Genomic DNA, 14103 nt, shown 5'->3' with positions numbered 1-14103 from the left:
CGGGCTAGACTCGTCACACGCTCGGGAGGAATTCCGGGCCGGTGAGCCGGGAAGTCTGGTCGGCGATAACGCTGATCGACCTCAGGAGGCGCACGCCGTGGCCGGCATTGTTCTGGAATCCGATCGCCGCCGGGAGGCGCTGCGGACCAATCTGTGGTTCGTGCCGACGGTGGAAGTGCTGGCGGCGGTGGGATTGTTCGCCATCACCTATGCGCTGGATCGCGCGGTCTATCGCGGGGAGCTGGGGATCCCGAACTGGGTGACCTTCGGGACGCCGGATTCGGCGCGGCAGGTGCTCACCGCCATCGCGGCGGCCATCATCACGGTGGTGGGCGTGGTCTTCTCGATCACCATCGTGGCCTTGACGCTGGCGTCCACCCAGTTCGGGCCGCGCATGTTGCGGACCTTCATCCGGGATCGGGGTACGCAGGTCACGCTGGGGACCTTCGTGGCGAGCTTCGTGTACGCGACGGCCGCGCTGGTGTCGATCGGGTCGGAGTTCGTGCCGCACATCTCGATCACGGTGTCGATCGCGTCGATGGTGCTGGATCTGGCGGTGCTGATCTTCTTCATCAATCACATCGCCAATGCGATTCAGTTGCCGAATGTGATCGCGGAGATCGCCGGTGAGGTGTCGGTGGCCATCGAATCGCAGCGGGATCGCGGGCCGGTGGATGCGCAGTTCGGGCCGAGCGCGGACGAGCTGCTGGCGCAATTGGCCACGGGCGGTGGGGAAGTGCGGGTGACGGGGAGCGGCTACCTGCGCTACATCCGTTACGAGCAGCTGGTGAAGATCGCGACCGAGGCGCATGCGGTCATCCATCTGCCTTATCGCCCAGGGCATTTCCTCACCGAGGGGCAGGTGGTGGCGACCGTGTGGCCGCCCGAGGTGGCGGATCGGGTCGCGGAGAACTTCTCGCGCGGGCATGTGGCGGGGCCGACGCGGTCGCTGACCCAGGACATCTCCTTCGGCATCGATCAGCTGGTCGAAATCGCGCTGCGCGCTTTGTCTCCCGCCGTGAACGACACCTTCACGGCGATGACCTGTATCGACTGGCTGGGTGACTGCCTGTCGCGGATCGCGGTGTCCTGGGAGCCCACCCCGGTACACCGGTGCAAGGACGGCTACATCCGCGTCATCGCCACCCAGGTGAGCTATGAGCGGCTGGTGCAGCGGGCCTTCGAGAAGATCCGGCAGGCGGGTGTGGGCATGCCCGCCGTCATGATCCGCATGCTCGACGCCCTGTCCCAGATCGCCGACCGCACCACCGATCCCGAGCGTCGGCGTCCGCTGCTGGAACAGGCCGTCATGATCGAACGCTCGGCGCGCGCCACCGTGCCGGAACCCGCGGACCTCGAGGATGTGCTGCGCCGCTATCAGGCCCTGGCCGAATCGCAGGATGCGGTGTCAGCGCCAGAACTGCCAGCTGCGGCGGGTGTCGTCGATGCGGGTGAGCGGGCGCAAGCGGTCGGGGAGCGCGGCTTTCGCGTCCAAGGCGAGCAGGGGCGCGATGGTCTGCGGCAGGTCGAGGCGGGTGCGCAGCCAGAACCAGCCATTGTCCAGGGCGCCGACGAGACCGTCCGGGTCCAGGCCGAGGGCGGCAACGGCGCGCAGCAGCGTGTGGTGGTCGAGGTCCCACTGCTGGGCGCAGGCGGTGACCAGCTCGGGTAGCCGATCCTCGGGGGCGACGGCGAGCATCCGGTGCAGAATGGCCGTGCCGGACTTGGTGCGGGCGGCCTCGGCCAGGCGCGCCACCACGAATTCCAGATCGGAACGCATTGCCGCGGCGAAGATTTCGCTGTTCTCCTCGATGGTCAGCGGATCGTCGGCGGCGAGTTCGAGGAGGTGGGTCACTTCCTCGCGGCTCCAGCCGCCTTGGCGGACCTTGCGGAAACCCTTGCGGGGCAGGCGTAGTCCATTGCGCCGGGCGTCCTCGTCGGCGGCCGCGGCATCGAGGACCACCAGCGTTTCGATGGGTTCGGGCAGGCGCAGGGCCTTGCGCAGTTCCCGCCAGGCGGGGCGCAGCGCCTCCACCAGTTCGGCGGGGCCGGATCGGGTGATGGTGACGGCCCGCATGAGTTCGGCGCCGCTGACCGCGGGATAGCGGGTGCATTCGGCGATCAGCTCGGGCAGCCGATCCGCGGGCGCACAGCTCATGATCTGTTCCAGCGCGTAGCGATCGTGGCTGCCGAGGCAGATGTTCACGACGAGTTGCGCGACGATCGGCAGGTTCGCGTACATGGCATTGTGCAGCAGCCGGCTGCTGCCGGTGTGCACGCCCCGATCGTCGAGTTCGGCGCTGAGGGTGGCGTAGACCAGGGCCCGGTCGCGGGAGCCGACCGCGAATTCGCGCAGCGTCCGATGCCGTTTCAGGTAGTCGGCGACCGTGCCGCGGGCGACGGAATCGCCGGTCTCCCAGGTCTGCTGGACGCGGGGCCAGACGATCTCGGCATCGCCGGAGGCGAGTTGCCCGCCGTCGAGGCGGCGCCAGGCGTCGGCGATCAGTACCTCGGTGAGGTCGAAGCCGAGTTGCCGGGCGACCTGGGTGGTGCGGTCCCGGCCGCGGGTGTCGGTCAGGATGCGGTCGATGAGTGCCTGCTCGAAAGCGGCCCGTGTGCTCGGCCGATGGTCGATGCGTGCGAGTGCCCGTGCGATGCCGGGCTTCTGGACGGCCAGCCGGATGGCGCGGTCGGCCACGGCCGTACCGGTGAACCAGGCCGGATCGAGTTCCGGGTCGGTGATGACGGTCGCCAGCTGGGTGTCGTCCAGCTGGGCGGGTGGCAGGGAGCGCAGGTGCCGGTGGTAGCACCATTCGCTGATCGCGTGCGCGGAGTCGAGCGAATCCGGCAGGGCCACACCGAGTTTGCGGTTCTCCACGATGGCGTGCCCGAGGTCGAGGAAGGCTTCGGGGAGGTCAGCGCCGCGACTGTCGGGGGTGATGACGCAGCGGTCGGCCGGTATCGCGGGCTGCCCGTCGCCGATGACGGCGGTAATGGCGGGCGCCTCGGCGGACAGTGGCCGGTTGGTGGTGAAGGTCAGGTCCCACAGGGTTTTTCGCGGCAGCATCCCGTACAGCGTGCGCAGCATGGTGACGGCGTCCTCGAGGTCCGCCGCCCGCAGCACCAGTCCCGGCCCCTGCCCGCCGAGATGGGCGAGAACGGCGCCGAGCAGGACGGGCAGCCACGGCTCGTCGAGACAGCTGTCGACGGCCGCGCGGAGTTCCGGGCCCTCCGGCGGGGCGGACAGCGGCGGCCACTGATCGGTCGGATAGAACGAATCATCCAGTGTGGTGCGGAAATTCGCCGAGTGATAGAGCCGCAGCGCGGTGGCCCCGTCCAGCAGCCCGCGCTCACCCGCCACCAGGTGTGCCACGCAGGTGCCGGGCCGGGCATTGGACGGGGTCTTCATGGCGGCCACCGCCACGCCGCGAATGATGCTGAACTCCAGGATGAACGGGTCGCGGGTGGGTGGCATCCCGTTCTCGGTCAGGGATATCAGCGGTCCGAGTTCGCGGGTGGTGAATCCCAGTGCGGGCGGCCAGTTTCCGGAGTGCGCCACCACGCCCACGCCGGTGCCGGAGGATTCCAGGGTGACCACCGACCACCCGCACAACAACTGCGGAAATTCGGTCATCGATCGGCCCACAGTTCGTCGAAGAGGTCGAGCATGAAGATCATCGGGTCGACGGCCGCGTACGGTTTGAACACCGGATAGGAGTTGTCGCTGCGCTTCCCGCAGCCGACGGCCGACACCGGGAAGTACCGGTTCCACGGGAAGTGGATGGACAGCGTGGAGTCCACGGCCGGAAAGAGCTTCCGCACCAGGCTTCTGGTGGCGTCGGAGCGGTAGTCGATCTGCGCGCGCTGGTACAGATTCCCGCCGCCGTTGCTGCTGAACGGGGTGTCGGCCCAGTCGGCGGGCGGGGCCACGATGCCGGTCTCGGGCAGGTTGATCAGGGACAGCAGATCGGATTTGGCGACAATGGTCGACACGTGCAGGCGCGGCGGCTCGATCGGCAGGTGCAGCGGATAGGCATTGGCCTCCCGCCACAGCTTGGCGATCTGGTCGATCATCATATTGGTGCGCCCGACGGTCTGCGAATGCTCGACGGCATTGTGCAGGCTGTCCTCGTTGGCGGCATTGGCGTGCTGCTGCATGATGGCCAGGTACTGCTTGTTCAGCGTCGAGGGCACCACGAACCAGATGAAGTCCGCGACCGCCAGATGCGGGCTGACCTTGGCGGCGATCTCGGCGTCGGCCACATCCTCACCGGCCACGTCGACGAACGCGAGATTCACTGTGCGCCTGGTGCTCAGCGAGGTGACCTTCACGACGATCGGGGTGCGCGGCTGCCAGCCGCTCCACGCGTGCGCCTGCCCCGGTACGCCGGGCGCCCGCTGCGTCTGGACGCCGGGTAGCTGCCGGACCGGCGGCGCCGGAATGCGCTGGCCCTGGGGACGGTTCAGGCCGGGTGCGCCGATGGCGCTGTCCATCGTCTGCATCTGATTGCCGGCGTAGCCGCGTTTCTGCGTGTAGCCGATGGCCTGCCGGTTGCTGAGCTGATTCTCCAGGGCCGCAAGCATTTTCGTCGACTTGCGGGAGGGAATGATGGACCACTCGCGGGCCAGCACCGGATCGTTCATGATCGAGTACAGCATCGAGGCGATGAGATGCGTTTTGGACGAGGCGGATTCGCCGACGAAGCCGATCACCCGGGTCGGGTAGTCGAGCATCTCCTCGTCGATCTCGCAGCCGTTGGGGCAGCGCCGGTCGACCTTGTTCGAATAGTCGGCGACGCGGGTGGCGAAGGCGCCGTTCTGCTGCCGCAGCACCCACACCCAGGAGCGGCGGGAACGGTCGAACTTGAACTCGGCCAGGCAGTTCAGGCAGATGATGCGCACGGTCACCTCACGCCAGCACGGTGTAGGTCAGCCAGACCACGGTGCACACGAAGCCCGCCGCACCGGCCCCGGCCGCCACCCGCAGCCAGTGCCACGCGCGCGATCCCGCGTACACGTACTGCTGCCAGGCCAGGCCCGCCCGTTGGTGTTTCATGAGACCTCACAGATGGTTGAAGACCGTCACCACGAGCCAGGTGAACAGCAGGAAGACGAGGAATCCGGCGGCGATCCCGGCCAGTACGGCGCCCGCGAGCACGCCGCCGATGAAGCGAGGATCGTCCCGGCTGAGCCCGGCCAGCACCCGCTGCCGGAATTCGAGGGTGGGGCGTACGAAGATGCCCCAGACCGCGGTGGCGGGCATGTCCACCGGGAGCGGTTCGGCTGTGCGCGTGGGGATATTGCCGTGCGTGAGCATGCTGGTGTGGGCCGGGCCGACGGCCTGGGGGACGCGTTCGGTGCGCGAAATGCGTTCGGTCTGTTCGGTGGCCGGGGTGCGCACGGTCTGCGGGGTGTGCGCTGCCTGCGGAATGCGCTCGGGCTGTGGAATGCGCTCGGGCCGTGGAATGCGTTCGGCCTGTGGGGCGCGTTCGGGTTGCGGTGCGCGTTCGGGTTGTGGTGCCCGTTCCTGGCGGCGGACGGGTGTGGTGATCGCCTGCCGGAAGTAGTGCTGGAATTCGGTGGCGGATTGGTGGCGCCCGCGCGGATCCTGGGCGAGACCCTTGTCCAGCACGGCTTTCAGCGGTGGCGGCAGCGGGTCGGGCGCATAGGCACGTTCGAGCACTTCGGTGCATACCACGGCGAACGAATACACATCGCTGAGCTGAGTGAACTTTCCGTACCGCAGGTATTCCGGTGCGGCATAGGGCTGCGTGCCCAGCGCATGATGTTCGCGTGTGAGCCGGTTGAAGTTCTCCCGCATTTCGATGGCGATCCCGAAATCGGCGAGCTTGGCGCTGCCGTCGCGGCAGATCATGATGTTCTCGGGTTTGATATCCCGGTGCACAATCTGTTTCGAGTGCGCGTAGGTGAGTCCGTCCAGCGCATCGGCGAGTATCCGCAGCAGCGGCGGTGCGTACCAGTTCTCGGGCGACCGCATGTGCTGCCGAAGATTTTCGCCCAGTATGAATTCCATCACCAGGAATGGTGACCGGCGTCCGTTCTCCACGAAAACCCCGGCATCGTGCACCATCACAATGCGCGGACTGTTCATCCGGGCGGCGATGAGCGCCTCCCGCTCGAACCGCTCCTGTGACCGCAGCTCGTCCTGCTCGACGGTGGGCAGGCTGCCCGCGTCCAGCACCTTGACGGCAACCTGCCGGCGCAGCCGCCGGTCCCAGGCCTCCCAGACCTCGGCCATGCCCCCCTTGCCGACGAGTTCACGCAACTCATACCGGCCATTGATCAGCCTCAATTGCGATCGATCCCTTCAAGCAAGGCAACGTTTTACGGATCCGCCCACCCCGGCCCTCCACGAATCATCGCCGAGTCTACGCGCGCCCCACCATGTGTTTCCCTTGCGATTTGCTTAACAACCGCGCCCGTGTGTACCTTCTCCCAGGCGATCGGTGACACCGACCGCACATCCGGGGCTATGGCGCAGCTGGTAGCGCACCACACTGGCAGTGTGGGGGTCAGGGGTTCGAGTCCCCTTAGCTCCACCGAACAGCAGAGCCGCAGGTCGATAGCCTGCGGCTCTGCTGTTTTCGTGGCAGCGCACGAACCGTTCGAGGCGGTCATGGGCGTGCGTTCCATAGGGTGCTGACCGGCAGGGCGCGGAATTTCGGTCCGAATGGGAGGGTTTCGGTGCCGGTGTAGAGCACGTATCCGGCGAGGAGGTCGTCGCCCAGTCGTTCTGCGAGGTGGCGGAGACCGCGGAAGTCCTCGCCCTTGACCGTGGCGGCGGCTTTCACCTCGATGGCGATCACCTCGCGTCGGTTGTTCTCGAGAATGATGTCGACCTCGACGTTGTCGCGGGTGCGGTAGTGGAACATGCGGGCTTCCTGGTCGGACCAGGTGAGCTGACGAGCGAGTTCGGCGGCTACGAAGCCCTCCAGAAGTGACCCGAGCGGACCGTTCACGGCCCGCAGCGCGCGTGGGTCGGCACCGCACAAATATGTGGCGATTCCGGAATCGACCATGAATACCTTGGAGGTTGCAACGGCCCGGGTGGTCAGGTTTCGCGACCAGGCCGGGATTCGCTTGATCAGGAAAACCTCTTCCAGGAGGCGAAGATAGCGGGTGACGGTGTCTTTGGGCAGGCCGAGTTCGTTGCCGAGGGCGCCGGGTACCAGGAGTTGACCGGATCTGGCCGCGACGAGGTTGGTCAGGGTGAACATCTCTGCGGAGCGTTCGATCTCGGACAGTTGCATGACGTCTCGGTTGATCAGATCGGCGACGTAGGAGGAGAAGAATCGGGATCGCCGTTTGCCTTCTCGTGCAACGGCTTCGGGAAAGCCCCCGCGTGCGATCCGTTCGATGTAGTCATCGCGTTTCTCGGTCCCATCGTGCCGTAGCTGTGGTCCGCGTTCGAAGGCACAATCGACGAATCTATCGGGCGCGCCGTCGATTTCGCCTTGAGACAGCGGCCAGAGTTCGATCGTTTCCATGCGCCCGGGAAGAGCGTCCGGAACGCTGCGAAGTGCCATGACGTGAGCCGAGCCGGTCAGCAGGAACCGGCCGGGTCGTCCATCGGCGTCGACGGTCTCCTTGATCGCCAGCAACAGTTCCGGTACTCGCTGTACCTCGTCGATGATCAATAGGGAATCGTCGAGGACGAACTGCGTGGGGTCGTAGCCGGCCGCCTGCCGGGTCTCGGGCTTGTCGAGGCTGCGCCAGGTCGCACCGATCTCCCTGCCTATCCGGGAGACCAGCGTGCTCTTTCCGCATTGGCGTGCTCCGTTGACCAGAACCACGCGAGTATCAGCAAGTGCTTCATGCACTGCCGAGTGGGCATGACGGGGAAGGATCCGACCAATCGGCGAAGACGAGAAGGACGAGGTCACCTTGGTATTATTGCATAGTGCGTGCGCGATCTGCCGCGCATAATGTGCGCGATTTGCCGTAGCATGTGTGCGCGATCTGCCGCCGCGACCTTGCGCTTCTTGCCGCTGCTGGAGCAGCTTCGCTGGAGCGTAGTCTTGAGTCGGCGGTTTGGTCCGCAGGTGATTCGTTGCGATCGGGCACATGGAGCGGTCGTGGTCATCGGACACCGCCGACCGGGTACCTACCGCCCGAATCATGATGTCCGGCCCGACCACCAGCACCGCCCGGTTCGTATGCTGGTCCGTCAGGCCCACTTCGTGGCAAAGTCGCAGGTCATCGACCGTCGGATTTGCGGCATTCGCGACAGTGTGCGAATCGCTCATAGTGGTCTCGTTCAAACTCACCACCTACCTCTCGTGCCGTGATTGTGCTGCCGGGACGATGTTGTCGGAATCCGGCCTCCGCCTCTGATGCCACTTGTCTCGGGTCACGCATGCGATTGGTTTCGCAGACCTTGCAGGCGATTTCGCGCGGCTGTCCGGACCGTCTGGCGCAGACGGGTTCTTTGTGGAACACGTTCAGCAGCAGCGCTTTTCGGCCGCCAGGGAACCAGTCCGTATACGTCTCTGGCCCCGGTTCCTGCAGTCACCGGTTCCTGCAGTCACCGGTGGTTGCGGCTGGCAGCGATGCCCGGCCGAGTGGGTCGAGGCCGAGGCTCGTACGAGTCGTATCCGGCGGATATCAGAACACCGACTGCATGCCCATGCGCGGGATCTGCGCATGGGCATGCAGTCGGTGCAGGGGTCTCGGCGGAGCGATGCTCGTGGTTCAGGCTGCGTCGTTGTGGCTGGTGAAGTTCACCCGGGTGATTTCGGTATCGAGGGCGATATTGAGGGTTGCGTCCAAGGCGTCGGCGAGTTAGGCCAGCAGTGGCAGGGTCGGCACGGTGTCGGAGCCCTCGATACGCGAGATCTTGGCTTGGGTCAGGCCGGCGCGTTCGGCCAGTTCGGCTTGGGTGAGCCCGAGTTCGGTGCGGCGGTCGTAGACCGCTTTGGCTGGCGCTATGGAGAGCCGGATTTCGCGGCGGGCCTCGGTGACGTCATCCGGCTCGGTGTAGCCCTCGGCGAGTTTGCGCTCTCGGAGGGTCTTCCAGCGTGCGTGGCTCATCGGTCCAGTTCTCCCTTCTCTATGCTGCGGATGAATTCTTGATGGGCGGGTTCGTGTTCGGCCTGGCAGGTTTGCTGTGCCAGCTTCGCGCGTTTGACTTGGGCGTCTTCGCGCATCCGGGTCTTGCGGAATACGGTGAGCAGGATGGCCCGACGACCAGTGCAGTATCAGCACGGGCTGACCGGTCCCGTGTTCCACGTAGTGGAGCACTATTCGACCCGCCCGGGTCTGCACCCTTTGCAAGCGACCGCGTACGAGGCGGCGCGACAACGTGACCTCGACCGGCAGCAAGATCGGCGGCCGATGTTTGACCTGTGGGAACTAGCAACTCCGTGCTGTCGATGGCCGAACTACGCTTCGCCGGTCGCACCGAGTTCGCTTGAATGTCTATCGTTTTCGAGTTGGGCCAGATCGTGTGCGACTGCGTTCGCGAGTGGGCTGCCGACGCCGCGGTACAGATCGAATGCGGTGTGTAAGGCGATCTCGGCGTCGTCGATGCGGCGCGCGGCGAGCAGGGCTCGGCTGCGCAGATGTTCGGCGTCGGCTTGATGTCTGCGGGCGCCCTCGGCGGCGAAGAAGTCGGCCGCATCGCCGAATATCGTTGCGGCGTCGGCTGCCTCGCCCTGGGCGAGGAGGGCGCGGCCCAGCACCATTCGGATTTTGGCGCAGTTGTCGGTCTCGTTGCCGAGATCGTCGAAGTAGGCGAGCACCTTGCGCGCCCGTTGTGCCACGCCGTCCCATCGGTCGGTGTCTGCGAGCGTTCGTGTTTGCTGTAGTTCGAGGATCGCGAAGACGCGGCCGCGGTCTGCGGGAGAGATCGACTGGTCGCGGTCGGCGACTTCCCACGATCGCTGAAAGTACTCCAGAGCGACATCGAATTTGCCCTGTCGCGCGGCCGTTTTGCCCAGCCATTCCAGCGCGCTCTGCTCACCGAGCCCGTGGGCGTGCTCGTGTCCGATCGTCAGCGCCTCGTCGAACAGGCGGTCGGCATCGGCGTACTCGCCGGTATCGAGGTAGGCGGCCCCCAGTTGCAGGCAGAGCTGCATGACGCCGAAGTCACTTTCGGCGGCGCGAGCGGATGCGAGGCCGACGCGGTGGGTGTCTATCCAGGCGTCGAAATAGCCGTGGATGTGCAAGTACTTCCACAGCAGCACACACAGCACCCACGACTGGGTGTGATGGGATCTGTTGTGGGCGAACTGAATGGCGGCGATCAGATTGGGGGCTTCCGATTCGAACCAGGCGAGCGCTTCGGTTCGTGGCAGCGCGGGTATTCCCGCTGCCCAATAGTGCGCTGCCAGAGCATGGACTGGAGGGACCCACCAACGATTGGATACTGCGGCCGCCCGCGGCAGCGTCTCGCGCAGATTCCAATCGATCCAGCGTTGTGCGACGCCTTCGAGGGCTACGTCGTCATCGTCGGCACGAGCACGGATGCGCGCGTCGTCGCGCAGTACCGTATGAAACGCGTAGCGACCGGTGAGCGTGATTGTGAGCAGGTGGTATTCGGTGAGTTTGGTCAGGATGATGAATGCCTCGTCAGGATCGCAGCCCAAGGCCGCAGCCGCCGAATCCAACGAGAAGTCCGCCGCCGGCAGCGAGCCGAGCCGTCGATACGCACGAGCTAGTTTGCGAGTGAGCCCGCGGTAAGTCCGGTTCAGGAACTTGGTCATCCGCTTCTCTTCGTCGAGCGCGAGCAGGCTCACCCTCCGTTTCAGCAGCTGCGACAGCAGATGGTCGGCATGGGATGCGCGTCCCCGGATCTGCGCGGCCAAGACCTTGATCATCAGCGGCAGGCCGCCGCATAGTTCGACGAGCGCGTCGATGGTCGACGGCGGGATACGGGGTGCGGTATCACCGAGGCTGAGGTGGAACAGGGTGCGTGCCTGCTCGGGCGTCAGAATGGTGGGGGTGAACGGTGCGAATCCGCGAGCCGTGAGCCCGGGTCGTTCGAATCCTGACGTGACGACGATGACCGCCTCCGGAGCATCGTCGGGTATCAGTCCGGTCGCTTGGCCGAGATCGGCCAGATCGTCGAGGACCAGCATGAACTTCTTGTGCTTGGTCGCGGCACGATAGACATCGGCCTTCTCCTCGTCGGTGGCGCCCTGATCTGCGTTCGAAATGCCGAGTTGTCTCGAGGCGCGAGTGTGCAACTCGCCCAACGGGACAGCGCGTCCGTCGGGTCTGCGGCCGGTGAGCCAGATCAGACGCCCGGCGACCAGGTCGGAGTACTTCTTCGAGAATTCGGTGGCGAAGCAGGACACGCCCAGCCCCTCCAACCCATAGAGATGGATCAGGGTCGTGGCGTCCTGCTCCCGGCGTACCTGGTCCGCCATTTCCGCCATCGCTGGATCCCGGTCTATGAACGGGCTGGCCCACGGTGGAATCATATTGCTGCTCAACGCCTCAACCCCCACAAGATCAGTGCCCTGCGGTGCTCACTGTATCGGAAGAGAAGAGCGGGCATATCGCCTTCCTATCGATGGACGTCAACCGATGTGCGGATCAATGCTCTTGAGTTCCAACTGTATTCGACTGGAACCGACTACCAGTTGGATCGCCGCGGGCGGGGTCGATCTTCGAATCAGCCAATAGTCGTGGGCTGTGGCCGCGATGACCGCCGACATCATCGGGCCGGTGAACGAACCGGTGCAGAACGCCTCGATGCTGCCGAGTCGGCGGTGCCGAAGCCGATAGCGCGTGTCATCGACCGCGGCAATCGCAACCGAGCAGGCCGGGCGCTGTTCGATGGTGTGAGCCAATACATCATCCAGGCTTGACGAATCGGTCTCGGTGACGAGGAGTATGTCCGCGTTACCCCGCAGATCGCGGCGTGGATGATCATCGTGGGCGGCGAGGTAGCTGTCTACAGCGCGTGGGCCTCGCTGACGGCTGGCGGTGACCTCCGCTGGCCAGCGGCGTACGACGGCCGTATCGCCCTCGCCGACGGCCCAGTCCACGGCCAGTCGGCAGGCGCGCACGGATTCTCGGCGTGGCGTCAGATCTGCTGGAGCATAGGGGAATACGACCGCGGGCCGGTCGGGTTCCGGAAGTTCCATCAACGAGTGGAAGGTTGATCTGAGGATATCCGCACAGACGTCGGGGCGTGAGCTGGCGAGGTCGGCAACCTGTCTCATCCGAGTCCGGTCATGGCCTCGTATGGCTGCCGAAATCTGTTCGGGCAGAGGACTTCTCGGATCCAAGGTCGGGGCGAGGCGACCCAGTCGATCGACAGCGGTTCCGGTGGCAACCTCCGCGCGAGGAAACGCGGCGAGGATGGTCGGGATCAGCATGGCTCCGGCATATCCCGTCACCGCTCCGTGGTCGCCGACAACCACATCGGAGGCGAGAATGGTTTGCTGCCAACCCTTCAGCGGCGGGATCAGCCGCAGCCCCGAACGCAAGGAATCCGCCAACCAGGTCTCGACCTGCCAGGGGCCGTGTGCGAACCAAACATTGGGATGGAGTATGGCGGAGATAATATGCCTGTCCAATTCGAGTTCGCTCAGGAAAGCATCGATCAGATCGGGATGACGGCCCAGGAGTGAGCCGGGACCCCAGGTGGAAGTCACCGTCACAACTGTGGTGGCATCACCTGCGCCGAGTGCTCGCCGATACTCTTCTCGCAGTGCCGAACTCTCGCGTAACCGGTCGAGGCAGGGGTCGCCCGCCACTACCGCATTCGGTACCGCCTCCGGTGTCAGCTGTGCCAGTCTGGCCAGGTCGAGTTCATGAGAGAGGACGACCGCATCCGGCACCACTCCGTCATGTACGAGCCATTGACGCCCGAGTCCGTATACGTTCCCGATTCCCGATTCCCGATTCCCGATTCCCGATTCCCGATTCCCGATTCCCGATTCCCGATTCCCGATTCCCGATTCCCGATTCCCGATTCCCGATTCGAGGTATTTTAGTGTATCCGATTCCATGTGATAATACGGCGAGTGGTGCGGATATCTTGTGTAAATCTCCGCTGTGATGGACGGATATCGCTAGATCGAATTCATCCTCGAGCACTCGGTGCCAAGGAATGAGAATTCCGCCTGCGTCAGCTATTTCCTGCGTTACATCGCCGGTAACGTTCGATGCGTCGGGAAAGGTGAAAACTATCTGTATTCGCCGATCTGAGTCGAATACCGAGAGGATATCGGCCAGTCGATTCCACGCCGTCATCGTGTGCACCACGATCAGCACGGTGCGAGTCGTTCGAACAGTGATCCAGGGCGGGTGCCCGAACTCGACGGATCTGGACTGTTCCGATCTGCTGCGCACCCTGCTTCACTCCCGCGGTCTGACGTTCGATGATCACCGTATCGCGCCGACCGAGCGAAATCCGAACGGGCGCACGCCCACGGCTCGGTCCTAGCGCACTGCACGGTCGTCAGGCGGTTCAGTGCTCGCGGTGGTAGTTCTGACTCATGACTGCCCAACTGTGGCTGACCGCCGCGGTCTCGATCGTCAGCAATATCGTCCTGGTCTTGAACGCGCGTTTGACCAGCCGGTACGCTGCCAGGCTCGCATTGCAGGTCCGCGAGATCGATCGCCATGACAATCGACATCGGAGCTATGAAGAATCATGTCTCCAGTTCCTCGCCGCTGCGCGCCGACTACGTTCACCGCTGAATGAATCGCACGCCGAGGAGACCGTGTCGGCCCTGTCTCAACTGCGACTGGCGGTGGCGGGCATCGAACGCTACGGTCCGCCCGCCTCCGGTGCTGTTGTCGCTGTCGCTCTCGAAGCTATCGAACATCTGGTGCGGGCACGCTCTGACGGAGTCTGGTCACAGTCGATCGCCGTCGCGGAGACTGCATGCGACAACGCCATCGCGGAGGCGCGTGCAACGCTCGCCCATGATGACTCATAGGGCTTGATTCGATGCGGTTCCCTACTCCCGGACCAGAGTCGCCCGGGAGTAGGGAACCGAACCCCTGTCGATGAACGGGGCCAGCGCGTTGGTGGCCCGTCGACCAGCACCGCGCGGTTCGTACGCTGGTCCGTCAGGTCCACCAAGATGGTCTGAACCCGGTTTGCCGTGGCTTCTGCGCCAT

9 protein-coding genes, 1 tRNA gene and 1 pseudogene are annotated in these 14103 nt (G+C 65.0%); 3 read left to right on the top strand and 8 right to left on the bottom strand.

Annotation, left to right across the window (positions count from 1 at the left end; translation table 11 throughout):
- The first annotated feature begins 97 nt into the window (after positions 1 to 97).
- Complete coding sequence (locus tag ACIP5Y_RS11705) at positions 98 to 1672, top strand: DUF2254 domain-containing protein (protein ID WP_400349732.1); 1575 nt, start codon at positions 98 to 100, stop codon at positions 1670 to 1672.
- Between the two features lie 1365 nt (positions 1673 to 3037).
- Here ACIP5Y_RS11705 and ACIP5Y_RS11700 read toward each other — a convergent pair.
- The 4 genes and pseudogenes from ACIP5Y_RS11700 to ACIP5Y_RS11685 form a co-directional block, all read right to left on the bottom strand.
- A pseudogene (locus ACIP5Y_RS11700) lies at positions 3038 to 3409 on the bottom strand (hypothetical protein); the annotation flags it as partial.
- Between the two features lie 221 nt (positions 3410 to 3630).
- Positions 3631 to 4908 (bottom strand): hypothetical protein, encoded by a 1278-nt coding sequence (locus tag ACIP5Y_RS11695; protein WP_400349731.1) that lies wholly within the window; start codon positions 4906 to 4908, stop codon positions 3631 to 3633.
- A gap of 1 nt (position 4909) precedes the next feature.
- Positions 4910 to 5056 (bottom strand): hypothetical protein, encoded by a 147-nt coding sequence (locus ACIP5Y_RS11690; RefSeq protein ID WP_400349730.1) that lies wholly within the window; start codon positions 5054 to 5056, stop codon positions 4910 to 4912.
- Positions 5057 to 5062: 6 nt separating this feature from the next.
- Positions 5063 to 6313 carry a protein kinase gene (locus tag ACIP5Y_RS11685; protein WP_400349729.1) on the bottom strand — a complete coding sequence of 417 codons (1251 nt, stop codon included), beginning with the start codon at positions 6311 to 6313 and terminating at the stop codon, positions 5063 to 5065.
- A 174-nt stretch (positions 6314 to 6487) separates the two neighbouring features.
- Between ACIP5Y_RS11685 and ACIP5Y_RS11680 the strand changes: the two genes are divergently transcribed.
- A tRNA-Ala gene (locus ACIP5Y_RS11680) sits at positions 6488 to 6560 on the top strand.
- A gap of 75 nt (positions 6561 to 6635) precedes the next feature.
- On the opposite strand, the gene ACIP5Y_RS11675 is transcribed toward ACIP5Y_RS11680, so the two are convergent.
- The 4 genes from ACIP5Y_RS11675 to ACIP5Y_RS11660 form a co-directional block, all read right to left on the bottom strand.
- Entirely contained in the window at positions 6636 to 8267 is a 1632-nt protein-coding gene (locus ACIP5Y_RS11675; RefSeq protein ID WP_400349728.1) for an ATP-binding protein, read from the bottom strand.
- Between the two features lie 535 nt (positions 8268 to 8802).
- Positions 8803 to 9051, bottom strand: a complete 249-nt coding sequence (locus ACIP5Y_RS11670) for a helix-turn-helix domain-containing protein (protein ID WP_400349727.1) — start codon at positions 9049 to 9051, stop codon at positions 8803 to 8805.
- A 350-nt stretch (positions 9052 to 9401) separates the two neighbouring features.
- A complete protein-coding gene (locus ACIP5Y_RS11665; RefSeq protein ID WP_400349726.1) occupies positions 9402 to 11399 on the bottom strand; it encodes a tetratricopeptide repeat protein in 1998 nt (665 codons plus the stop codon).
- A gap of 144 nt (positions 11400 to 11543) precedes the next feature.
- Positions 11544 to 12812, bottom strand: coding sequence for a hypothetical protein (locus tag ACIP5Y_RS11660; RefSeq protein ID WP_400349725.1), 1269 nt, complete (start codon positions 12810 to 12812; stop codon positions 11544 to 11546).
- Between the two features lie 660 nt (positions 12813 to 13472).
- On the opposite strand from ACIP5Y_RS11660, the gene ACIP5Y_RS11655 reads away from it, so the two are divergent.
- Positions 13473 to 13919 carry a hypothetical protein gene (locus ACIP5Y_RS11655; RefSeq protein ID WP_400349724.1) on the top strand — a complete coding sequence of 149 codons (447 nt, stop codon included), beginning with the start codon at positions 13473 to 13475 and terminating at the stop codon, positions 13917 to 13919.
- Positions 13920 to 14103 lie beyond the last annotated feature (184 nt).

This window comes from Nocardia sp. NPDC088792 (assembly GCF_044750615.1).
In the GTDB taxonomy this organism is placed as follows: domain Bacteria; phylum Actinomycetota; class Actinomycetes; order Mycobacteriales; family Mycobacteriaceae; genus Nocardia.
The sequence above is the reverse complement of the archived record's forward strand: the minus strand, read 5'-3'. Positions and strand labels throughout refer to the sequence as shown.

Excerpts from the sequence above, each read along its gene's own strand:
- ACIP5Y_RS11690 (WP_400349730.1), bottom strand. The coding sequence starts at position 5,056 with ATGAAACACCAACGGGCGGGCCTGGCCTGGCAGCAGTACGTGTACGCG.
- ACIP5Y_RS11675 (WP_400349728.1), bottom strand. The coding sequence starts at position 8,267 with ATGAGCGATTCGCACACTGTCGCGAATGCCGCAAATCCGACGGTCGAT.
- ACIP5Y_RS11670 (WP_400349727.1), bottom strand. The coding sequence starts at position 9,051 with ATGAGCCACGCACGCTGGAAGACCCTCCGAGAGCGCAAACTCGCCGAG.
- ACIP5Y_RS11665 (WP_400349726.1), bottom strand. The coding sequence starts at position 11,399 with ATGGCGGAAATGGCGGACCAGGTACGCCGGGAGCAGGACGCCACGACC.
- ACIP5Y_RS11655 (WP_400349724.1), top strand. The coding sequence starts at position 13,473 with ATGACTGCCCAACTGTGGCTGACCGCCGCGGTCTCGATCGTCAGCAAT.